Genomic DNA, 22,579 nt, shown 5'->3' with positions numbered 1-22,579 from the left:
GGACTATCATAAATTTGGGCTGAATCTTCCCACATCCCACCTCACTTGCCATTTGTTCACTTCGTTTCAAATGACAATTTCGGTTTTAAGTTCTTGAAGATGTTTCTTGGGGTCGAAATCGTGGGCAATTCCGCTGTCAATTCTTTCTTGAATAGCTTTTCTCAAAGCTACATTTTTACTTTCATCATCCTCCAAAAGTCGAAGTCCTGCCCGGATAACTTCGCTTACATTTTTGGATCGACCTGCCGAGACTTGGCTGCTAACAAATTGGTCAAAATAATTTCCAAGCGATATTGATGTGTTTTTCTTTTTTAAACATTTCTATAAATTTGGTAAATAGGTGAATTTATGGTCAAATATTATCAAATTTGAGTGAATGGTTTAATGGGATAATTCCGGTGAACTTGACCACTTCATTCCGGGTCAACCTGACCAATAAAATCGATAAATATATCAGGCCTTAAAGGATACCAACCTGTTGGAGAAAAAAGAAAAAACTTTTGAAGGATGGCAAAAAATTACGGAACTTGAATAAGGTAGGGCTGAAAGGCAAGCTTTATAAAATGAACCTAGCGGTTTAAAAAACCTGATAGGCTTGGGTAGAAGATTTGGGAGTAGTTTGGAAACAACAAAGTTCAGTAGAAGTTCGGAAGGAGATTCCGATGGGCTGCACTTGGGATAAGGCCTTATATTTTAGCTTTCATATAATCCAATTATACTACCCTTTCAGCTTTTAATCGAATAGGGAAAAAGGACGTTTATAATTTGGAATATCAATGTGTTGAGACAAAAAATCATATACGTTTTTTTCTGTTACTTTAAATTCATATGTCAGTTCGAGAAGAAGTACTCCATTCTTTTTGCATTGTTCACGTACAAACTCATCTCGTTTTTGTTGCTTCAATAATTTTTCTTCACCTCCAAACCTATCAATTGCTTTAAAATGTTGCTCTCCATGATATTCTATTGCAATATTTAATGATGGGATGAAAATATCTATCAAATACTTTCCAAGCCATTTCGCACTATATTGACGAATGGTATCTGGGAATAATGATTTTGTATAGTTCGCTAACATAGTCTCGTTAATATACATGTCTCCTACATTTTTAAAACCGTGTTTTTTTCGAACGATATTTTCAGCTCTTCGCGAAATGGAATGGCGTTTTGATTTCTTTTGATACAACTCATGTAAATCAACATTTTCGCTGGTAACAATTTTAGCAAATTCTTTTCCTATTTCTTCAATGTGATTTAAGCCAAATTCAGATAGATTACTTATGTCTGAATGAACAAAGACATCATGAGCAGTTACAGGAACCTCGGCAATTATTTTTATATATGCTCTAGCATACCATTCACTGGTAGGTAGTATTCCGCAGAAAGCAGATACACAAAAGTATTTCGTATGCTTCTTAAAAATTTTTTCTACTAATCTAAATGATTTGTCTCTGTTGTAATAAAAATCTGATTCTTTCGCAGGTTTTAGGTTGAGTTCCGGGTGATCTGAAATGAAAATTAAATTACAAAGTGCTAAATGAAATTTATCCCGGTCAACATATATTTTTATATAATATTGTCGAGTTTTCTTTCTGTCTATTGATCTTGATTCCCAATATATGGCTCTTTGCTCAAAGCCGTAGGGTATTTGTTTGAAATAAAAATCATTCTTGCCAGCTGATAGCCCCCTAACACTAATTTCCAAGATTTTGTCACCAAGTTCCTTTTTTAATTGAATAATGAGTTTATCAATGCTTGTCTTATCATTTTGCACTTTATAAAGGTGCTTTATTTTATCGTAATTAACTTTGAATAGTTTTTCACTCATATTTCAAATTAAAACTTGATTTATTTGATTATTCTTATAACACAATTTTAAATAGTTTACTGCCTGCGTTTTGAAGCTATCCGAAGTTGGCGATTTCGAAGCGCTTCACTGTCAACCAAGCAGACACTTTGATAGAAGCACAAAGCTTGATTTGACCACTGAACCGCCAATTTTGGGTAGGTGCTGTTATGGGCTGTGCTTCTAAATTGCATTTACCTCTATCGGCACTTCAATCATATTTCTAACAGTGGTGTATAGCTCAACATCTTGTGCAGGTGTTTCAAGCGAAATTATCAAGGCATAACGGGCTTGATTTTCGACTTTTCCCAAATGTTTGCGTTCACGCCACCATCCAATAATAGGATAAACAGCAATGAGATTGCATTCAAAAAGTTCTGCTGCTGTCATTTCCATATAATCTGAATGAATTGAACCATTACTCCGATTATCTTTTCCAACTTTCCAACGATCAGCCCCCGAATTCCCTTGGAAATCTTCATCTTCTTCTCGTGCTGCGGTGTTTATTCGTTTTCTGAAAACTTCTTCCTTTTCACCCACATTATTGATATCAAAACGCAAACCGTGCGACTGATAACGATATTTGTCTTTCCAACCGATTTCCCCTGCCCCGGGTTCTATGAAATATGAAAGCGTAACTTTCAATTTTACGGGTGTTTCGCCCATTTGCAACAACAAATCGCTTGCCCACGGCAAATTGAAAAAATGAATTTCGTTGGTTTCTGCTGTGCTGCTTCCGTCTTTGAAACTGAACGGCTGAATGATTTCCTGTGCAATGTAGGTCAATGCACTTTCCTGACTATACAATGCTCGGCCTAAATCGGGAATTCCAAAACCAAAGGTTCGCAACAAATTTCTAAAACTCGCTCGGTTGCCTTGTTGCACATTTTGTTGGGCCAACATTGCAGGGTTCCAATTAGCGGAATGAATAACCAACCCTCTTATGGTTTCTGCCCAAGCGTTGGGATATTCGTACGCAATTTTTGCTGCAAACCACGATGCTTGTGCAGCCGCAGCACTTGTTGCCCAAATGGTATCAAAATGTCGTCCTCTGTTAAATTGTCTTGAAGTGGACAAGAGTTCTAAATCTTCGTGTCCCAAAATGCTGTTGTCGGGTGCTCTTAAAAGATTTCCGCCTTCAAAAACCACATCGGGTTTTACTGCCCATTTTCTTTCCCAAACTAATGAAGTTGTACTGTAAGGCGAAAGTTGTCCTTCGTTGGCAACAGGTGTATGATTTTGAAAATTCGGGTCAGTTACTTGAATTTTACTGGTGTATGCTCCTGCTACCAATGCGTTCCACGCTTGGGCGGGATTTTGAACGGAAGATGTAAAGTTTGCATCAGGATAATTTTGCCACAATTCATCATCAGCTACATTTCCAGCCGAAACAATTATCAGGCGTTGGTTTTCGCCTTCGCCATAAGCCAAATTATCTACTGCACCTGACCACGAAGAAGGTCTGCCTCTGTGGGTATCTTCTTGTGATGTTACCGCCATACAATACACCAACACCATATTCGGGTTTTGGATTTCGGCTATTGAAATTCCCCGTGAAGTTATATCGCCCCACAATTCCCGTGGGTTTTGTCCCTGATTGGGCAGAATTTTTACCGAACACAATTTATGCGTAAGCGAAACTGAATTAGCCGAAGTTAGCACTTGTTCCATTTGTCCATAACCTGCTACGCCTGCCATTAGTGTACCGTGCCCTGCACCGTTGGCGTGGTCGTTAGTACCCCAAGCGTTATCAACCGTAAGTGTATTGTTGTTGTCAATAAGCGGTTGCAACAATTGGTGTCCGCTGTTTATGCCAGTGTCTAACAAACAAACTTTTACGTTGCTATCTACAATTTGTATTCTTTGCAATAAATCATCAACCCAAGCTTGTTGCTCAATACGACTTTCGTTTACCCAGAATCCTGCGGGTTCTTGCCCAGCCCTGAACTCTGCCAACAAATCACTTTGTAACATTAGTTCAACCAACTGTTCACGATTGGCATTTACCAACAAAACAGCTCTTTCTGGAAATAAGATACTGCGTTGCTTTACTTCAATGCCGATATTTTGTGCCGTTGCAAGAAACTCTACAATTTGTTTTTGTTCTTGGTTTTCTTTGGTGTTCACGTTTAACCACGTTTCGCACCATTTTGTGTTTTCATTTGGTATAAGTTGCTGATTGTCCGTCCATAACCCTTCCAATAAAGCCAAGCTTACATCTTCAATGCTATTAACCAGTTCAGAATTCGCAGGTGTGATTTTTATCTCTGTTCCTGGGAAAATCTTTAAAATTTCTTCAATGAAATAATCCTCTTGTCCAACTGGCAAATTGACATTAACCTTTGTTTTTTCTTCATCTACAACAATAACATCTTTTATATTTCTTAAGCTGATATTATTTCCAAGTTGATTTATGCTTTCGGTAACCAAATTATGGTCTAACTGATTTTGAAAAGTAACTGTTGTATTATTTTTTGTGCGATAAGCATTGATTTTATTGACAAAAGCACCTTCTTTTCCATTTGGAACATATATGGTTGCACGTATTTGTGTTTGATTATCGCCAACAGGAATTTCTTTGATATTGAGTAGACGAATACCTTTTCTTAGGTCTTCCAAACTTTTGGTAATTAAATCGTGGTCTGCCGCACTGGTAAACTGAATGTATGTTCCTTCCCGTGTGGCAATTTGTTCGGCACTGCGTTGTTGTTGCAGTTGCTCTTTTTGCTGCCAAATTTCGGCAAATTGATTTAAAAGTCTTTGGCTTTGTGTTGCCCTGTCTCTAACGGGTATGCGTGGTTTCGCTCCCATTGCCGAAGGCGCTCTATATTTCTCGCTGCTTACATTACCTTGAATGAAGATGTGTTTATAGGATGCCATTCTTTAAACTTATTTGTGATAAGCTGCATTACGGTCTTTGATTGCTTTTAAAATTAAATCATTGTTCATCTGCTGCTTTTCGTTCAAAATCGTTTCTTTAATGGCATCAATGCAGGCAAGCGATATTTCAGCGTGACTAAGTCCGTTTATGTTAGGTAATAAATCTTTAAACTTTATTTTTTTAGTAAACTGCGACAGTCTGTTTTTAAGCAATTCTTCTTTTTCTTTCAAATTTGGCAAGTGGTATAAAATTACATCGTCAAACCTGCGGAACAGGGCTTGGTCTAACAGTTCTTTGTTGTTGGTAATGGCAATAATCAAGCTGTCGGAATTGTCCCGTTCAATAAATTGCAAAAAAGAATTTAACACCCTCCGCATTTCACCCACATCATTATCACGGCTGCGTTCGCCACCAATGGCATCAAATTCATCAAACAGATAGACTCCTTGTTTTTGCTCAATCAAATCAAACACCTGACGCAATTTTGCACTGGTTTCGCCCATAAACTTTGTAACCATTTTGTCCATTAAAATAGTGTAAAGCGGCAGGTTCAATTCGTTGGCAACAATGGAAGCTGTAAGGGTTTTGCCCGTTCCGGGAGGACCTGAAAGCAAAATTTTCCTGCGATTTTCCAAATCGTGCTTGCGAAGTTTATCACGCTGCACAAACTCTGAAATGATGCGATTTATTTTGGTTTTAATGTCTTCAGAAGCAATCATATCCGCCAATCTTACGGCAGGGACGTTTTCCTGAATCAAGCCCTGAAAATCGGGTGCAAATGCTTTGGTTTTGTGTTTGGTTTCCTTTGCCTTGTCAATAATGCTTTTTATGTCGTTGGCAACAAGCGTATGCCCCAGTTTGGCTTCGTGGGCAGCAATCTGCAATGCAACGGTCGTGAACCTTTCGGGTTCATTGTTGTAATGCGATTTGATTAACGATACTATGTAGTCTGCTTTTGCCATTTAAATATGTCACAAAGTTAGTAAATTATAAAGTTTTTTCATCTGGTAATCTTTTGTTTCCTCACAAGCTTTTACATTAGTCAAGATGTCCAATAGCATTGCCCATAACATCCGCCTTCATCCCCTTCCTCACCCCAATCCCCCCATTCATCTGCCTTGGCGAATGTAATAAAGAAAGGATAGTTACAATTGAAAATTTCAAGGTATTTGCATGAAAAAATATGACTTATCAAATAGATAGTTATTTGTATTGGTGCATTATTTATACACTAATTGGGTATAACCAAAGCATGGCAGAATTAATTAAAAAGACAGTATTTAGCAGAAGAGACGCTTACCACATGTTGGGATAAACCCCAGCGCTTCCCCCCGCGTGAGGGATAGAAACGGAAAGCCCGCAAGGAACGGCGCAGCGATAGCCAGCCGGACCGCGGACTTGCAGTGGATAGCCCGACCTGACCGCCACAGGAAAATGCTTATTCAAGGGCGAAAAGCTTTTTGGCGGGAAGGGCACGCCCAAATAAAAATCCAGCCTCCTTTTCATTCAAAGAGACTGGATTCCGTTTATCTTTTATTCGTTGGCTTGATTTGATTATGCCTCGGCTACCGGCTGGTGCCTGAAGACCAATTGCTTGTCGAACATGTCCAGCACGATTTCTTTTTCCTTGTCGACCTTGCCGGCCAATAGGTACTTGGATAATTCGTTTAATACCTGCTTTTGTATGACGCGCTTCACGGGACGGGCACCAAACTGTGGGTCGTAACCCAACTGGGCTATCCAATCTACGGCCTCGGGGGTGTAACTTAGGCTTACATCGGCATTTTTTAAGCGCTCCTTCAACTGGTCGAGCTGCATCACTACGATGTTGTGCACATCCTCGCGGGTTAAGGGCAGGAACATGATGATGTCGTCGATGCGGTTCAAAAACTCGGGACGTATGGTCTTTTTCAAGAGTTCGAAAATTTCGTTCCTGGTTTTGCCAATGGCCTCTTCCCTATTCCACTCTTCCAGTCCTTCGAAATTGTCCTGGATGAGGTGGGAACCTAAATTGCTGGTCATCACGATGATGGTGTTTTTGAAATTCACCACCCGGCCTTTGTTGTCGGTGAGGCGGCCATCGTCGAGCACCTGGAGCAAAATATTGAACACATCGGGATGGGCCTTTTCGATTTCGTCTAACAACACGAGGCTGTAAGGTTTGCGTCGAACGGCTTCGGTCAGTTGTCCGCCTTCATCGTAACCCACGTATCCGGGAGGCGCACCCACCAGGCGGCTTACGCTGTGGCGTTCCTGGTACTCACTCATATCGATGCGGGTCATGGCGTTTTCGTTGTTGAACAGGTAGTCGGCCAGGGCTTTGGCTACCTCGGTTTTACCTACCCCGGTGGTTCCCAGGAAGATGAATGAACCTATGGGACGCTTGGCATCCTGTAACCCGGCACGGCTGCGGCGAACGGCATCGGCAATGGCTTCAATGGCTTCGTTTTGTCCTACTACCCGGCGGTGCAATTCTTCTTCGATATGCAGGAGTTTCTCGCGCTCGCTTTGCAACATTTTGTTAATGGGAATGCCTGTCCAACGGCTTACCACCCCGGCTATGTCTTCGGAATCTACTTCTTCCTTGATCATGGGTTTTCCGCCCTGGGTTTCGGCAAGCTGGGCCATGAGGGTGTTGACGGTATTTTCGGCTTCCTTGATTTTGCCATAACGGATTTCGGCTACTTTTCCGTAATCGCCCTGACGCTCGGCCTGGTCGGCTTCGAACTTATAGGTTTCAATATCTGTTTTGGCCTTCTGGATTTGCTCCACGATATCTTTTTCGCCTTGCCATTTGGCTTTGAGGCGGTTGCGGTCTTCGCTGAGGTTGGCAATTTCTTCGGCCAGACTGGCTAGCTTTTTCTCGTCGTTTTCGCGTTTGATGGCTTCACGCTCGATTTCCAACTGGCGGATGCGGCGCTCCAGTTCATCCAACTCTTCGGGAGCGGAATTGATTTCCATGCGGAGTTTGGAAGCGGCTTCGTCCATTAGGTCGATGGCTTTATCGGGCAGGAAACGGTCGTTGATGTAGCGTTGCGACAATTCCACGGCTGCGATGATGGCTTCGTCTTTGATGCGCACTTTGTGGTGCACTTCGTATTTTTCCTTGAGTCCGCGCAGGATAGAAATGGCATCCTGGGTATCGGGCTCTTCGATCATCACCTTTTGGAAACGGCGTTCGAGGGCTTTGTCTTTTTCGAAGTATTTTTGGTATTCGTTGAGGGTGGTGGCTCCTATGGCGCGGAGTTCGCCTCTTGCCAGGGCAGGTTTGAGGATGTTGGCAGCATCCATAGCACCTTCTCCTCCGCCACCTGCGCCAACCAGGGTGTGGATTTCGTCGATGAAGAGGATAATTTCCCCATTGGAACCAATGACTTCCTTCACCACACTTTTCAGCCTTTCTTCAAATTCGCCTTTGTATTTGGCACCGGCTACCAGGGCTCCCATATCGAGGGAATAGATTTGCTTGGTTTTGAGGTTTTCGGGCACGTCGCCGTTAACGATGCGGTGGGCAAGTCCTTCAGCTATGGCTGTTTTACCTACACCGGGCTCACCAATGAGGATGGGGTTGTTTTTGGTACGGCGTGAAAGGATTTGTAGCACCCTACGGATTTCTTCGTCGCGGCCAATGACCGGGTCGAGTTTACCGGTTTGGGCCAGTTTGTTGAGGTGTTGGGCGTATTTGGCCAGGGAATTATAGGTTTCTTCGGCGCTTTGGGAAGTGACTTTGGAACCTTTGCGCAATTCTTTGATGGCTGCTTTGAGGTTGGATTCGGAAACACCGGCATCTTTCAATAGTTGGGAAACCTGGTCTTTTACGGACAACAAACCCAGCAAGAGGTGTTCGATGGAAACGAATTCATCGCCTGATTCAGTAATAAACTGTTGGGCTTTGGCCAGGGCCTGAGCGGCGTTGTTGGAAAGGTAGGTATTGCCTCCGGTGATTTTGGGATAGGATTCGAGGATGCGGTCAACGATTTGTTCGGTAGATTGAACATTGACGTTGAGCTTTTTGAGCAGGTAAGGCACCACGTCTTCATCCACTTCGAAGATACCTTTAAGGATATGTCCGGTTTCGATGCTTTGGTTGCTTTTAGCCAGGGCCAGTTGTTGTGCTGAGCTGATGGCTTCCTGCGATTTAATGGTAAAATTGTTTAAATTCATGGTTGTAAGGTTTGGGTCCGGCGCTTTGGGGTTGACGCCGAACGATTTTTCGGAAGTCAAACATCTTTCCTAAGAACAAAGCTAAGACAAAATGACTGAAAGTATTGAACGAGTAGGACAAAAGGACAGAAGACCTAAGTGTAAAAAGACAAAAGGTCAGGTTAAAAGTGGTAACTTTGGAATCGGTCAAGTAAAAATATTTTTTCTTCATACAATATCAGAAATCACTATATTTGCAAAAATTATTTTATGGAATTAAATGATCAATTTCGTCGGGCCTATGCATTTGCCAACGAAACCAACCAATGCATTTTTCTTACGGGCAAAGCGGGCACCGGTAAGACCACCTTATTAAGATATATCAAGGAGAATTGCTTCAAACAAATATCCGTTTTAGCTCCTACGGGAGTAGCGGCAATACAGGCAGGAGGAAGCACGATTCATTCCTTTTTTCAACTACCATTTTCGCCGTTCATACCACCAATAGATAAGACTAAACCTTCTGTACAATCCAATAAACTGCTGGGTAGCGCCAAATTAAACAACTTGCGAAGGTCGGTGATGCGGCAATTGGACTTGCTCATCATTGATGAAATAAGCATGGTTCGGTGTGATGTTTTAGACGCCATTGATGTGATGCTAAGGGTAGTAAGGCGTAACACCCAAGCCCCTTTCGGAGGAGTTCAGGTTATGTTTATTGGCGACATGTATCAATTACCTCCGGTGGTAAACGATCAGGAATGGCAAATACTTTCTTCAACCTATGCCAGTCCTTTCTTTTTTGATGCCAAAGTGATTTCAGAGGTTCATCCGATTTATATTGAGTTAGACAAAATTTACAGGCAAAACGACCAATATTTTGTTGATTTACTTAACAAAGTGCGCAACAATCTATTGGACCCGGAAACAATTGCCTTGCTTAACACCCGATATCAACCCGATTGGGTAAAAAGCGACAAAACAATTTCCCTGGTTACCCACAATTACATGGCTGATGCGGTAAATCAGGAAGAACTAGCCAAACTTAGCGGTCCTGTCTTCCTATACCAGGCCAATGTAAATGGCACCTTTCCGGAAAAGGCTTACCCAACCGACCCCAGCATCGAATTAAAAGTAGGTGCAAGGGTTATGTTTGTTAAAAACGATACCGACAAACGCTATTTCAATGGTAAATTAGGCCTTGTTACCGAACTTTCCGAAAAACACATCATGGTACTTTGTGATGGAGAAAACCAAGCCATTGAAGTAAAACCCGACCGCTGGACCAACATCCAATATAAGCTTGACAAGAAAAGCAATACCATTGAAGAGGATGAAGTTGGAAGCTTTTCACAATATCCATTGCGTTTAGCATGGGCCATCACCATTCATAAAAGTCAGGGACTAAGTTTTGACGAGGTAGAAATCGATGCTGAAAAAGCATTTTCGAACGGACAAGTGTATGTTGCTTTAAGCCGTTGCAGAACCCTGGAGGGCATTTACCTTAAATCAAAAATAAATCCAAACAGTTTGGAAAACCATGAAAAAGTAGTTCAATTCTCCGAACGAAAACTTCCTGCCAACCTGATTGATGTGGTGTTGGAAGAAGGGAAGGCCAAGTTCCATCGCAAAATCCTTTTAGAATTATTCAATTTTCAGGAATTTGTTTACCAGGCTCAGGAATTAAGTAAAGAAGTACACAACCAAAGCTTACATCTGAATTCCGCCTCAACACAATGGGCCGAACACTGGTTAAATGAATGGGTAGAATTAAATTCGGTTTGCAAGAAATTTGAGCTGCAACTCCTTCAATTGCTCGAAAATCCTGCTGATTCCGTTCTGTTGCAAGAACGCTTAGATAAGGCTACTTCCTTTTTTACGGCACAACTCAACTCCAAGCTGACTAGTTTACAAAACTGTCCATTGGAAACCGAAAGCATTGAAACTGCCAAAGATTTGAATCCCCTTATAGAAGAACTGTGGCGAGGTATCCATAGCAAACTTTCCTTTTTGAAAACAATTGGCAAGGAGTTTAATCTCGAAAGTTATATGAAACTTAAAGGCAATTTGAATCTTCCGGTTTGTCCAATCAACTGTTATGCAACCCGACGTAAAGAAGACCTGCGCGACATTCCCCACGTCAACTTATACTATGCCTTAAGAGAACTTCGTGACCGTATTTGCGAAGAAGAAAACATGCCAATTTACCTGGTTGCAAACAAAAAATCGCTAAGTCAAATGTGTACCATATTGCCGGAAAGCAAGGAGGAGCTTCTGAAAATAAGTGGTTTTGGAAAGGCAAAAGTGGAAGGAATCGGACCACAATTTATTGAGATTATTCGAAATTATGTCCAGGAAAAGGGTATTGAAAAATCACTTACCCCACCATCATTGCCCAAAAAAAGGGAAAGAAAACCCAAAGAAAGCAACAAGAAACAAACGGATAAGGCTACTAGCTCCGGTCTAAGTTTTAAACTGTTTCTGGAATTAGGAAGCATGGAAGCTGTGGCTCAGGCAAGAAATTTGGCAACATCCACTATTAAGGGGCATTTAATACCATATGTTTCATCGGGGGAGTTGGACATTTCGCTTTTGTTAAATCCTCAGCTATTGGAAAAATTGGAACAAGTATTTATCGAATGGGATCCGGAATGGAAGTTAGGCCAATTAAAGGAAAAGGCCGGCGAAACTGCCAATTTTGACGAATTGACTCTTTACCGTGCTTATCGAAATAAATTGCTTCAACCGGTAGTAGAATCTTAGTTTTATTTGGCGGGTCCCCTCGTAGGAATATAGACAATCTTACACACATTTGAATGCTCGGGGCCGGGCTATCCGTTACTAGTCCTCGCCCCCCTCGGCTAGCGCCATCGGGGGGCTGTGGGCTATCCACTTCTATCCCTACCCGAGGGTGCAAGCCCAAACTTTGACCGTTGAACCAAAAGATTGGGTTTGCACCCCGGGCAACGATAGAGCCAGGTAGCCCACAGGAACCCGACGGCCTTAGCCTAGGGTGACGAGGACTACAGGCGATAGCGTGACCCGAACGCCCATGCAAGACTTTTGAAAATTTGCAGACCTTTTTTTAGGCGTGAAGGGGGCCCGCCAAAAATTTATAAATAGACTTTTTTTCCCTTTTTGTATGTATTTTTGTACCTGAATGCGCAAAGGTATTTTTTACATACTGTTAAGTTTTTGGATACTTTCCATTAGTCTTACGCCTTCTACATTACACGTTTTGGGAATGACCTGCTTATCGTCCGGGAAAACCCAATGGCGAATACAAGATAACTTTTCATGCTGCAAACCATCCGATTCCCAACAGGCTAAATTGCAGGCCAGGTGTTGTGAATTTATTAAAATCCAAATTAAAACAGACAAGGAAAAGCCGGTAAGTGGATCAAATATTATACCTCCTGCTTTAGATTTTTTTGGAACCGAATGGAAGCCCCAATTCAGGGAATCAGGCAAAAGGCCGGTTTGGAATCCGGACCATGGACCTCCTCTGAGTGTTGGAAATTCGTTAGCTATTTTGAGCCGTTACAATATATAGGATTGGAAAATCGTTGGCGCCCACAATCGCCCTAACTGTTTATTAACCAATCTTATACTTATGACTTTTCTTAAAATTTCACATATACCTTTTAGCCGATTATTCCTATTAATCTGCTGCTTATTAAACCAGTTTGTTCAGGCCCAAATTTCAGGCATACTTCACGGAAAATTAGTGGCTAAAACAGCAACATCCACGTTGGAAGCAGTTCCATTTGCAAGCCTTTATAGCCTGTCTCAACCAGCACGAAATACCAACTCCGACAGTCTTGGAAACTTTTCATTGGAGTTGGTAGCCTTGTTTCCTCAATCCGTTGTGGTAAGTGCGATGGGATATCAAAGCGACACCTTTCAATTGGAGGATTTTTCGAACAAAGTGTGGGAATTAAAACCAGGAATTCAACTTCAGGAAGTACAAATTAATGCAGGAAATGCCACTTCGCGAATGTCGACCCTTTCCACCACCGGGGTAGAAACCATGAATAAAGGAGAATTGCTCAAAGCAGCTTGTTGCAATTTGGCAGAAAGCTTTGGAACCAATGCCTCCATTGATGTAGTTTTTACGGATGCCATTTCGGGAGCCAAAAAGATTCAATTGTTAGGTCTGGATGGGGTTTATACTTTAATAACAGCCGAAGGAATACCGTTTTTACGCGGAATAGTTTCCAGTTATGGATTAGGATTTGTTCCCGGACCATGGATGGAAAATATTCAAATTTCCAAAGGTGCAGGAACAGTGGCTACCGGATATGATGCATTGACCGGACAACTCAACCTGGAATTTAAAAAACCCGATGAGGCCGAAAAGTTATTTGCCAATTTTTACATAGGTGAGTTAGGACGAGTGGAAGGAAACCTTTATTCGGCCTACAAGCTAAAGAAAGGCTGGTCAACCATTTCCTTGTTGCATGGAAACGGAACTTTTTTAAAAAACGACCACAACCACGACAACTTTTTGGATATGCCAACCGGATACCAAGCCAATTTGATGCACAAGTGGCATTATCATTCCGGCAAGCGAGTGGAAGGCCAGATAGGTTTTAGGGGATTATTAGACGATCGTATGGGAGGAACAGCAGTACCAGGTTCCAGGCATCAGGGAGGACAACATTTACTGGCTGATTACCAAATTCAAGTAAACAACCGAGTGGGAGAACTATTTACCAAATTTGGAATATTATTTCCTGAAAAACCATGGAAAAGCATTGGGACAGTAAGCAGTTGGAGGTATCAGCAAACCAATATTCAAACCAATACCAAAAAGCTAAGTGGCCAACAAAAAACCGGATATATAAACCTCATTTATGAAAGCATTATTCGGCATGCCAAACATAAATTTAAAACCGGACTTAGTTTGGTAGTGGATCAGTATTTACAGCAATTCAATGATAGCAGTTTCAACAGAAATGAATTGGTTCCGGGACTTTTTGCAGAGTATGATTTCAACAAAAATGGAAGGTTTTCCTTCATTGCTGGATACAGAATCGACTTTCATAACCTATATGGAACAAGAATAAGCCCCAGGTTACACCTCAAAGTAAACCTATGGCCGGAGTCGGCTTTGCGGTTTTCGGGAGGAAAAGGATTTAGGGTGGCCAATCCGTTTTTTGAACAAGCTATCATGCCAAGTAACCGAACAGTGCTGGTTCCGGAGGCCTTAAAAGCCGAATCGGCCTGGAACTATGGAGTAAGTTTCGTTTCAGGATTTAAGCTGGGAGGCAGGGAAGGACAGATAATTGGGGATTATTACCGAACTGATTTTGAACAAAGAACCATAGCCGATTTTGACCAACATCCTCAACAAGTAATACTGCGAAATTTGCAAGGACAATCCTTTTCGAATGCAGCACATGTAGAACTAAGTTGGGAGGCATTAAAACGGTTGGGAATAAAACTAGCTTATAAATACACCGACTCCCGCACAACATTAGCCGGAAAGTTGCAAGAAAACCCTTTCACGCCTAGGCATAAAGCCATGTTAAACCTGGCCTATGCTACCCGATTTGACAAATGGAAATTTGACTTTACTATTCAGTACATTGGTTCTATGCGCCTCCCTTCTACCCTTTCCAACCCGGAAGAATTTCAATTACCGGCCTATTCCAAACCTTTTCCCCAAATCAATGCCCAAATTACCCGGGGATTTAAAAAATGGGAAATTTATGTAGGAGGCGAGAACCTGAGCAATTACAAAGTTTCCCCGGTTATCCTTTCAAGTGATAATACCGGAAGCAATTACTTTGATGCCAGTATGGTTTATGCACCTACCATGGGTATAAATATTTATGCCGGATTCCGAACTAAATTCTAAAAGGTATGTAACTGTAAATCACTGCGATTTGAGTAATAATTAGAAAAATTCGGTTAGGATAATTCATGACCGACACCCTAATTTTGGGGAATGAAAAGAAGGCTGCCTAGCTTACGGATGATTGCGACAACTGACCTTTGTCTTAACTTTCAAGCCTTGAAAAAAGTGTTACCTTTTTTTGGGGGCTTGGGAAAAAGCCACCAGACCGCAGTTTCTACTAAAGGTATTTCCGGGAATTTCTTTTGCAGGCACTATTTCTTTCCAACTTTAATCAGACAAGACTCTGTTTCAAATCATTTTTTTTATCCTTTCAGTTCTTTTAATTTGACTACTTAATTCATCCATAGCAACATAATGAAAACAATTTTACCTCAGCTTCGATTTATCCTTTTAACCGGAATGCTAACTGCCGGTTTGATTGGTTGTAAAAAAGACAGTACCGATTCAGACACGCTTCCACCGGGTGTTACCAAAGAATCAGATGGTTTCTATTATGTAAAAGATGTAGTTACCTGGCCAAACAAAACCACCGATGGGAGCACCGATTATGAATTTGATGCCCCTTTAATTGTTTCAGGAAGATTAATCATTGAACCCGGTGTAAAAGTGGTTTTTCACCAATCCTCTATGATTAACCCTGCAACTTATATATTGGTTTCAGGAAATATAGTAGCCAATGGTACTTCCGAAAACCCCATAGAATTTTCCGGTGATGGCACTAACAATTCCTTCACCAAAATCAATTTACAAAACAACAACACCGAGGTAAACGAATTCAGCTATTGCATTTTTAATCGAAACTGGGCAGATAATTACTCCGGTCATACCAATGAATTTACCTATGTAGATGGCTTATTGGAATCGGTTGGGAATCCATATTCTACACAAAATATTAATGTAAAGGTTAATCATTGTACGTTTAAAAACGGCAACCTGGGTGTAAAATTCGGAGACAATGTCAATTTGTTGGAATTCAATAATAACCTCATTACTTCCAATCTAATTCTTGATTATTGTGCTTTGTTCGATATACATTGTATTGGCTCAGTCAACAGCACCAATTCATTTACCGGAAATAGCAATAATCAGGTTGCCGTTATTTCTTATGGTCCGGGTAGCTATCCAAAAACTTTGAAAGATGCGGTTACCATTCATAAATTAGATGGTACATCGTATTTTTATGATGCCGGTTTTGGCAATTACATTGTATTGGAAGGAGGAACCATCACGCTTGAACCTGGGGTTGAGCAAGTATTTCCAATTTTATGTCAATCCGGAAGTTCCCCCTCTCAAACCGGAGATTTAACAACAGGTTATTCTATTTTTTGCAATTAATTAAATGAAAACAAGTACTGCCTACCTACTCACCTTGTTGGCAACAACAATTCTCCTGGCCGGTTGTTCCAGTTCACAGTTAAGTTTTGAAAAAAGACGATACAACAAAGGAAACTATTTAAACTTAGCACAGAAGGACCGAATAGAAAAACAGGCCATAGCAGAATCAAAGAAAGCTACACCAACCGAAACGCAAGAGGCTGCAACGCCGGATAGAATGCTTTGCGCTACCACAGTTCAAATTCCGGTTGAACAGCCCACGGAAATTCAAAACCAGGAGCTAAGTTCCAGGAACGATAAGGAGCAAGTGACGACTAACCTCGAAATGAAGGATATTATTCGTCTTGCAGTTAAGTTAAAATCAAGCTCTGACCAATTAAAAGGTTCCAAATTAATTCGTAGGGCCAACAAAAAAGCCTTGAATGAAAACGGACAAACCAGGCGCAGAGGAGGTGGAGCAGCCATTTTTGCCATGGGATTAATTTTAGGAGGGATTTTAGTTTTGGTTGGAATCATTATTTATGCGCTCAATGCCGGAAACAAATCGAAAACAACCACGGGCGCAATTATCCTTTTTGTTGGACTGGGCGTCATTTTATTAGGTGCTTTATTATCTTGGCTTGCATAAACATGAAAAACAAACTACTACTAGGCTTTGCCATAACCCTTTTGTCATACACCTTAGTTGGATGTAAAAAAGATGCTACCGAATCGGGAGATGCAGTTGCAGTTAAAAACAATTTTCCGGTGGCATTGAATATTTCATTTAATGTAGCCATTATGGTAAGGGAAGCTATGATTGAAAACAATTGCCAATTGTTCACTTGTCCAAACATTATTACCATCAACGATTTTGGAAACTACAAAAAGTTAGTGTTCAATTTCGGCACAGGCTGTTCCGGAACCGATGGCGTTATCAGAAAAGGAATAATTGAAGATTCCATAGTTCCGGTTTCAGGAAATTCCGGTTATATGCATCACGTTTATTTTAGTGACTACTATGAAAATGATGTGAAAGTAGTATCCGGTTTCTTCCAGGGCGGACAAATGGACAATATGTTTAGCACCCGACGATTCTATTCCTATTTTGATCAAACGAGTATTAATAGCTATACCCTTTTAAACAATGGAGGCTTTTCAAGCAAGCTTCCCGATTTGTATATTCAAAAAGGAAGCGACAAAGGCTTTTACTTTGTGTTTTCAGGCATTTTTGGATTGGCCAATTTAGGAGCAATAGGCTATGGAGATGATTCCTATACCTGGTCGGGAAATGCCAGTGTTCATAAAGACTTTACCGTTATTTCCGATACCTATGTAAAAAATTCCCCTATGGATGAAAGTTATGGATTTACCGGACAGGTAGCCTCCCAATTTCATTTTAGTTGTGGGGGAGCCAAAAAAATCAAAGGAGGTTCTTATACTTTTGATGTAATCCAACAACCCGGCGGCGTAAACCCAGGTCACAATACCTCAGACTTTTCCTTTTCCAACGATTGTAACTAGGCATTTCCCACAACCATTCCAAACCCTGTAATCATAACCAATTACAGGGTTTTGCATTTTTTATGGATTAAACCTCCTCATTTTGTTTAACTTTGCATCTAAAAGATTAAACAAAATGAAACAAATTCGGCAAGAACAACTAATTCCATTGCCAATAGACCAGGTTTGGGAGTTCTTTGCCACTCCGAAAAACCTGAATTCGGTAACACCTAAGGAACTTGATTTTCAAATAACTTCCGTGGTTCCGGAAAAAATGTATCCGGGTTTAATCATAACCTATAAAATCAAGCCTATGCTCAATATTCCATTGGATTGGATGACAGAGATTACCCATATTCAGGCTCCCAATTATTTTGTTGATGAACAAAGAATGGGACCTTACCATATTTGGCACCATGAGCATCATTTTAAAGAAGTTCAGGGTGGCACCCTCATGACCGACATCTTACATTATGATATAGGCAAATCGGTATTTGGTTGGTTAGCAGGTAAACTCTTTGTGGATAAGAAGGTGCGAGAAATATTCTCCTACCGATACCAGGCATTGGAAAAACACTTTAATCAAAAACCATGAATTCACTAGCCTTTAAACTTATTGTTTCCATTGTAGCCTGCATGGTACTTGGTGCCTTAAGCGGAATTAGAACCTCCGAGTCTATTCAAACCTGGTACCTCGAACTCCATAAACCATCCTGGAATCCACCGAATTGGATTTTTGGTCCGGTTTGGTCGGTACTCTATCTGTTAATGGGTGTCTCCTTTGCATTGGTTTGGCATTCACAATCTCCGCTTCGAACTCAAGCCATTCTTATTTTTCTTGTTCAGTTTTTTCTTAACCTGGCCTGGTCCGAAATATTCTTTATCCAACGCCATATCGGTTTTGCCTTGCTGGAAATGACCTGCATGTGGATAGCTATTTTAATTTGCATTTTTCAATTTTATCCCATTCATCGCTGGGCTTCTTTATTAATGTTATCCTATTTGGCCTGGGTAGGTTTTGCAAGTTTTCTCACCTTCACTATTTGGCGACTTAATTAGCATTTTATGGCAAACAGGTATCACCTTGTTTTTCCCCACCAGCTTTTCGAATCAACCGAAGTCATACCTGCTGAAACCCAAGTAGTTTTAGTCGAAGAATTCCTATTTTTCAGACAATACCATTTCCACAAACAAAAGCTGGTATTCCATAGGGCAGGTTTAAAGTTTTACGAGCATTACTTAAAGGAACGGGGTTTCGAGGTACTGTACATCGAATCAACAAACCCACTTTCTGATATCCGTTTATTGATTTCTGATCTCGTAAAGCAGGGTGCCGAATTTATTTCATGCATCGACCCTTGCGATAACTGGCTCACCCGCCGAATTAAATCAGCCTGCCTACAATACAAACTTGGTTATAAATTCCTGGACAATCCCGGCTTTCTGCTCAGCGAAGAAGAAATCAATGGCTTTTTCGGTTCCCATAAACGGTATTTCCAAACCGAATTCTACATCCATTTTCGTCGAAAAAAGGAAATATTGATGGACCAAAACGGACATCCTCTGGGAGGAAAATGGTCCTTTGACAGTGAAAACAGGCTCAAATATCCTGCTTCCCAAACCCCTCCAGGCGTTTATTTCCCTGAAAAAAACCAATTCCACCGGGAAGCAGAAAACTATATCCTCTCCCATTTTCCTGAGAATCCGGGAACACTTGGCTCAACCATGGTTTACCCTACCACCTTTGCCGATGCAAAAGATTGGCTAAACCAATTTCTAAACACCCGTTTCCACCATTTCGGACCTTATGAAGATGCCATTGTTCAACACCAGGTAATCCTCCACCACTCTGTACTTTCTCCCTTACTGAATAGCGGATTGCTTTCCCCTGCATTTGTTTTAGATCAAACCATTTCCTATGCCCAATCCAATCAAATTCCCATTGCCAGTTTGGAGGGATTTGTTAGACAGGTGCTGGGTTGGAGAGAATTTATCCGAGCTGTTTATATACGAGAAGGCAGCAAACAACGAACTACCAATTTTTGGAAGTTCCAACATCCGATTCCTAAAGCATTTTATAATGGAACTACCGGAATTAAACCTCTGGATACCATTTTGAGCAAAACCTTTCAAACAGCCTATAACCATCACATTGAAAGGCTGATGGTCTTAGGTAACTTTATGCTGCTTTGTGAAATCCATCCCGATGAAGTGTACCGTTGGTTTATGGAAATGTATATCGATGCCTACGATTGGGTGATGGTTCCCAATGTATACGGAATGTCCCAATTCGCCGATGGTGGTATGATGTGCACCAAACCTTATATCAGTGGAAGCAACTACCTGCTGAAAATGAGCAATTTCGAAAAATCAACATCCTGGACCGAGCTTTGGGATGCCTTGTTCTGGCGTTTCCTCCATCAAAACCGAAGTTTTTTCTTATCTAATCCAAGATTAGGAATGTTAATCAGAACCTGGGATAAACAACCCGAAGCAAAAAGAACGCAGATTCTACTTCTTGCCAATACCTTCTTAAACAACTTTCATCAACATGACTGAACAAGAAATAGATCGAATTATTGAAATGGCTTGGGAAGATCGTACACCCTTCGAAGCTATTTATTTCCAGTTTGGCATAAACGAAGCTGGAGTAATTGAATTGATGCGCCGCGAAATGAAACCTTCCAGCTTTAGAATGTGGCGAAAACGTGTAAATTCCGGTGTAAGTCAAAAGCATACAAAAAAGCGTAACCCTGAAATCAATCGGTTCAAATGCAAACTTCAGCGCAGTATTTCGAATAACAAAATTTCTAAACGATGATTCAACCTGAATTCCCCACCGAGCTCAGGCAAATTTACCGGAGAATAAAAGAAATCGATCCCATTGAATATGGCAAATCCAGAAACTATATTCATGGCGGAGTTACCTATTTATCACCTTATATTTCAAGAGGTGTCATCAGTACCAAGGATGTATTGAACCAGGTTATTCAGCAGGGTTTTTCCATGTATCAGGTTGAAGCTTTCTTAAAAGAACTGGCCTGGAGAGACTATTTCCAACGGGTTGGACAAGAAAAAAACCTTCAACTAGAGCTCAAATCACCTCAGCAAAATGCCAATTACCTGCAAATGCCGGATGCTATTGTATTGGGAAACACCGGAATAACAGGCATCGATACCGCCATTCAAACCCTTTACCATACCGGTTACATACATAACCATTGTCGAATGTATATAGCTTCTATTTGCTGCAACATCGGACAAACCTATTGGAAACTTCCGGCACAATGGATGTATTACCATTTGCTCGATGGAGACTGGGCCAGCAATGTCTGCAGTTGGCAATGGGTAGCCGGATGCAACAGTTCCAAAAAATACTATGCCAACCAGGAAAACATCTCCAAATATACCGGTCAAACCCAATTCCAAACCTTTCTCGATACATCCTATGAACAATTGCCCTTTCTACCTGTTCCGGAACAGTTAAATAAGAGAAGCTTACCCGAACTTACCACGATTTTACCGCCCAAGCCCCCTTTGAACATTCAGGCCAACCTTCCAACCTTGGTGTATTCCTACTATAACCTCGATCCCAACTGGCATCCCCAACACCAAGGGAACCGAATATTTTTGCTAGAACCCAAGCATTTCGCCCAATACCCTATCAGCAAAAAATGCCTGGATTTCGCCTTGGCCTTAGCTCAAAACATACCAGGATTGCAAGTTTGGGTAGGTGAATTTTCAGAATTAAAAACCATGCTTTCAGGTGCTGATTTAATTTTCAAGGAACATCCATTTTGTAGCCACTGGCAAGGCATACAAGAGGAAAGACAATGGATGGTTCCGGAGATTCAAGGATATTTCCCTTCATTTTTTGCCTATTGGAAAAAGATTGAATCCTACCTAAAAAAGCAATTTGAAACCCATGAGAAACGTCAAAAAGACCTATTTACCGAGTAAAGTTTGTCCGGTTTGTATGCGCCCGTTTTCATGGAGGAAAAAATGGGAAAAAGTATGGGAACAAGTCAGGTATTGCAGCCAACGATGCAAACAAAAAAAAACACCTTTATAACATGAAAAATATCGTCATAATTGGAGCCGGAAAAGGCATTGGATTAGCCATAGCCTCAGCTCTACATCCTGAAAACCAAGTAATTGCAATTACAAAAACCCCTTCCGAAGACTTAACGAAGCAAGGCATTTCTACCATTCTTTTAGAAGCCGGCAAACAAAACCTACAAGCCGGAAACGATTTCCCCGAGGCCATTCATGGATTAGTTTATTGTCCGGGATCTATTACCCTCAAACCCTTTCATCGCCTACGTGAGGAAGATTTTTTGAACGATTTTCGTCAAAATGTATTGGGAGCCGTTCAGTGCATTCAGGAATTGCTACCGCGACTTAAACAAGGTAAGGCCAGTGTCGTATTATTTAGTTCGGTTGCTGCCCGTGTTGGTATGCCCTTTCACGCCTCCATTGCCTGTTCCAAGTCGGGATTAGAGGCTTTGGCAAAAAGTTTGGCTGCCGAGTATGCCTCCATTCCCATCCGTTTCAATGTTATTGCCCCTTCTTTAAGTGATACTTCGTTGGCGCAGAACCTGTTAAACACTCCTGAAAAGCAAGATTCGGCTGCCAAACGACATCCTTTGCAACGCATTGGTACGGTGCAGGATTCGGCGGCATTGGCCCAGTTTCTTTTGTCGGAAAACAGTTCGTGGATCACAGGTCAGGTGATTGGATTAGACGGAGGTTTAGGCAATTTGAAAGTATAAATTAAGAAGTATGCGGGCCCCCTCCGCCACCCTATTAAATTGATATTCAATAATTTGTCAAAGGCGTTCGGGTCACGCTATCGGCTGTAATCCTCGGCCCACTTGGCTAGCGCCGCGTTGGCCTGTGGGTTACTTGCCTCTATCGTCAGTTTGTCTAAAAAGCCCTCCTTTTTGTAACTTACTGATTGTTAATAACTTACCCGATAATAAATTCACAATACATTGATTTTCAGTATATTTATGCATGAAATTTATTC

At 41.3% G+C, this 22,579-nt stretch carries 18 protein-coding genes; 13 read left to right on the top strand and 5 right to left on the bottom strand.

The annotated features are described in order from the left end of the window. Positions 1-66: 66 nt before the first annotated feature. The 5 genes from K1X82_06820 to clpB all read right to left on the bottom strand — a co-directional run bounded on the left by K1X82_06820 (position 67) and on the right by clpB (position 8,891). Positions 67-294 carry a type II toxin-antitoxin system ParD family antitoxin gene (locus tag K1X82_06820; GenBank protein ID MBX7181805.1) on the bottom strand — a complete coding sequence of 76 codons (228 nt, stop codon included), beginning with the start codon at positions 292-294 and terminating at the stop codon, positions 67-69. A gap of 439 nt (positions 295-733) precedes the next feature. After that, positions 734-1,828 carry a hypothetical protein gene (locus tag K1X82_06815; GenBank protein ID MBX7181804.1) on the bottom strand — a complete coding sequence of 365 codons (1,095 nt, stop codon included), beginning with the start codon at positions 1,826-1,828 and terminating at the stop codon, positions 734-736. Between the two features lie 201 nt (positions 1,829-2,029). After that, positions 2,030-4,726 carry a S8 family peptidase gene (locus K1X82_06810; GenBank protein ID MBX7181803.1) on the bottom strand — a complete coding sequence of 899 codons (2,697 nt, stop codon included), beginning with the start codon at positions 4,724-4,726 and terminating at the stop codon, positions 2,030-2,032. Between the two features lie 9 nt (positions 4,727-4,735). After that, positions 4,736-5,689, bottom strand: coding sequence for an ATP-binding protein (locus K1X82_06805; protein ID MBX7181802.1), 954 nt, complete (start codon positions 5,687-5,689; stop codon positions 4,736-4,738). A gap of 592 nt (positions 5,690-6,281) precedes the next feature. Then, on the bottom strand, positions 6,282-8,891 hold the full coding sequence (clpB, locus tag K1X82_06800; protein MBX7181801.1) for an ATP-dependent chaperone ClpB: 2,610 nt from the start codon (positions 8,889-8,891) through the stop codon (positions 6,282-6,284). Positions 8,892-9,140: 249 nt separating this feature from the next. Here clpB and K1X82_06795 point away from each other — a divergent pair, with 249 nt between their 5' ends. From K1X82_06795 to K1X82_06735, 13 genes are all read left to right on the top strand, one after another. Further along, a complete protein-coding gene (locus K1X82_06795) occupies positions 9,141-11,633 on the top strand; it encodes an AAA family ATPase (GenBank protein MBX7181800.1) in 2,493 nt (830 codons plus the stop codon). 397 nt (positions 11,634-12,030) lie between these two features. Beyond that, positions 12,031-12,423, top strand: coding sequence for a hypothetical protein (locus K1X82_06790; protein ID MBX7181799.1), 393 nt, complete (start codon positions 12,031-12,033; stop codon positions 12,421-12,423). A 60-nt stretch (positions 12,424-12,483) separates the two neighbouring features. Further along, a complete protein-coding gene (locus tag K1X82_06785; GenBank protein ID MBX7181798.1) occupies positions 12,484-14,733 on the top strand; it encodes a TonB-dependent receptor in 2,250 nt (749 codons plus the stop codon). Positions 14,734-15,087: 354 nt separating this feature from the next. Beyond that, positions 15,088-16,068, top strand: coding sequence for a hypothetical protein (locus tag K1X82_06780; protein ID MBX7181797.1), 981 nt, complete (start codon positions 15,088-15,090; stop codon positions 16,066-16,068). Positions 16,069-16,072: 4 nt separating this feature from the next. Continuing rightward, positions 16,073-16,696 (top strand): hypothetical protein, encoded by a 624-nt coding sequence (locus K1X82_06775; protein ID MBX7181796.1) that lies wholly within the window; start codon positions 16,073-16,075, stop codon positions 16,694-16,696. A gap of 2 nt (positions 16,697-16,698) precedes the next feature. After that, positions 16,699-17,571 carry a hypothetical protein gene (locus tag K1X82_06770; protein ID MBX7181795.1) on the top strand — a complete coding sequence of 291 codons (873 nt, stop codon included), beginning with the start codon at positions 16,699-16,701 and terminating at the stop codon, positions 17,569-17,571. Between the two features lie 115 nt (positions 17,572-17,686). After that, positions 17,687-18,145 carry an SRPBCC family protein gene (locus K1X82_06765; protein ID MBX7181794.1) on the top strand — a complete coding sequence of 153 codons (459 nt, stop codon included), beginning with the start codon at positions 17,687-17,689 and terminating at the stop codon, positions 18,143-18,145. After that, positions 18,142-18,609, top strand: coding sequence for a tryptophan-rich sensory protein (locus K1X82_06760; GenBank protein ID MBX7181793.1), 468 nt, complete (start codon positions 18,142-18,144; stop codon positions 18,607-18,609). Before K1X82_06765 ends, K1X82_06760 begins: the two co-directional genes overlap by 4 nt. 6 nt (positions 18,610-18,615) lie before the next feature. Then, positions 18,616-20,109: a cryptochrome/photolyase family protein gene (locus tag K1X82_06755; protein ID MBX7181792.1), complete on the top strand. Its 1,494-nt coding sequence runs from the start codon at positions 18,616-18,618 to the stop codon at positions 20,107-20,109. Further along, entirely contained in the window at positions 20,102-20,371 is a 270-nt protein-coding gene (locus K1X82_06750) for a TIGR03643 family protein (protein MBX7181791.1), read from the top strand. Before K1X82_06755 ends, K1X82_06750 begins: the two co-directional genes overlap by 8 nt. Continuing rightward, complete coding sequence (locus tag K1X82_06745) at positions 20,368-21,510, top strand: deoxyribodipyrimidine photolyase (protein MBX7181790.1); 1,143 nt, start codon at positions 20,368-20,370, stop codon at positions 21,508-21,510. The genes K1X82_06750 and K1X82_06745 overlap by 4 nt, the downstream gene beginning before the upstream one ends. Further along, positions 21,476-21,622, top strand: a complete 147-nt coding sequence (locus tag K1X82_06740; GenBank protein MBX7181789.1) for a DUF2256 domain-containing protein — start codon at positions 21,476-21,478, stop codon at positions 21,620-21,622. The genes K1X82_06745 and K1X82_06740 overlap by 35 nt, the downstream gene beginning before the upstream one ends. A gap of 1 nt (position 21,623) precedes the next feature. Further along, on the top strand, positions 21,624-22,322 hold the full coding sequence (locus K1X82_06735; GenBank protein MBX7181788.1) for an SDR family oxidoreductase: 699 nt from the start codon (positions 21,624-21,626) through the stop codon (positions 22,320-22,322). Positions 22,323-22,579: the final 257 nt, after the last annotated feature.

The organism is Bacteroidia bacterium, assembly GCA_019695265.1.
GTDB lineage: Bacteria > Bacteroidota > Bacteroidia > JAIBAJ01 > JAIBAJ01 > JAIBAJ01.
This window is presented reverse-complemented; position numbering and strand designations above follow the sequence as displayed.

Bases quoted from the DNA above. Each gene is read 5' to 3' on its own strand.
- K1X82_06815 (MBX7181804.1), bottom strand. From the start codon at position 1,828: ATGAGTGAAAAACTATTCAAAGTTAATTACGATAAAATAAAGCACCTT.
- K1X82_06810 (MBX7181803.1), bottom strand. From the start codon at position 4,726: ATGGCATCCTATAAACACATCTTCATTCAAGGTAATGTAAGCAGCGAG.
- K1X82_06805 (MBX7181802.1), bottom strand. From the start codon at position 5,689: ATGGCAAAAGCAGACTACATAGTATCGTTAATCAAATCGCATTACAAC.
- clpB (MBX7181801.1), bottom strand. From the start codon at position 8,891: ATGAATTTAAACAATTTTACCATTAAATCGCAGGAAGCCATCAGCTCA.
- K1X82_06795 (MBX7181800.1), top strand. From the start codon at position 9,141: ATGGAATTAAATGATCAATTTCGTCGGGCCTATGCATTTGCCAACGAA.
- K1X82_06790 (MBX7181799.1), top strand. From the start codon at position 12,031: ATGCGCAAAGGTATTTTTTACATACTGTTAAGTTTTTGGATACTTTCC.
- K1X82_06785 (MBX7181798.1), top strand. From the start codon at position 12,484: ATGACTTTTCTTAAAATTTCACATATACCTTTTAGCCGATTATTCCTA.
- K1X82_06780 (MBX7181797.1), top strand. From the start codon at position 15,088: ATGAAAACAATTTTACCTCAGCTTCGATTTATCCTTTTAACCGGAATG.
- K1X82_06775 (MBX7181796.1), top strand. From the start codon at position 16,073: ATGAAAACAAGTACTGCCTACCTACTCACCTTGTTGGCAACAACAATT.
- K1X82_06770 (MBX7181795.1), top strand. From the start codon at position 16,699: ATGAAAAACAAACTACTACTAGGCTTTGCCATAACCCTTTTGTCATAC.
- K1X82_06765 (MBX7181794.1), top strand. From the start codon at position 17,687: ATGAAACAAATTCGGCAAGAACAACTAATTCCATTGCCAATAGACCAG.
- K1X82_06760 (MBX7181793.1), top strand. From the start codon at position 18,142: ATGAATTCACTAGCCTTTAAACTTATTGTTTCCATTGTAGCCTGCATG.
- K1X82_06755 (MBX7181792.1), top strand. From the start codon at position 18,616: ATGGCAAACAGGTATCACCTTGTTTTTCCCCACCAGCTTTTCGAATCA.
- K1X82_06750 (MBX7181791.1), top strand. From the start codon at position 20,102: ATGACTGAACAAGAAATAGATCGAATTATTGAAATGGCTTGGGAAGAT.
- K1X82_06745 (MBX7181790.1), top strand. From the start codon at position 20,368: ATGATTCAACCTGAATTCCCCACCGAGCTCAGGCAAATTTACCGGAGA.
- K1X82_06740 (MBX7181789.1), top strand. From the start codon at position 21,476: ATGAGAAACGTCAAAAAGACCTATTTACCGAGTAAAGTTTGTCCGGTT.
- K1X82_06735 (MBX7181788.1), top strand. From the start codon at position 21,624: ATGAAAAATATCGTCATAATTGGAGCCGGAAAAGGCATTGGATTAGCC.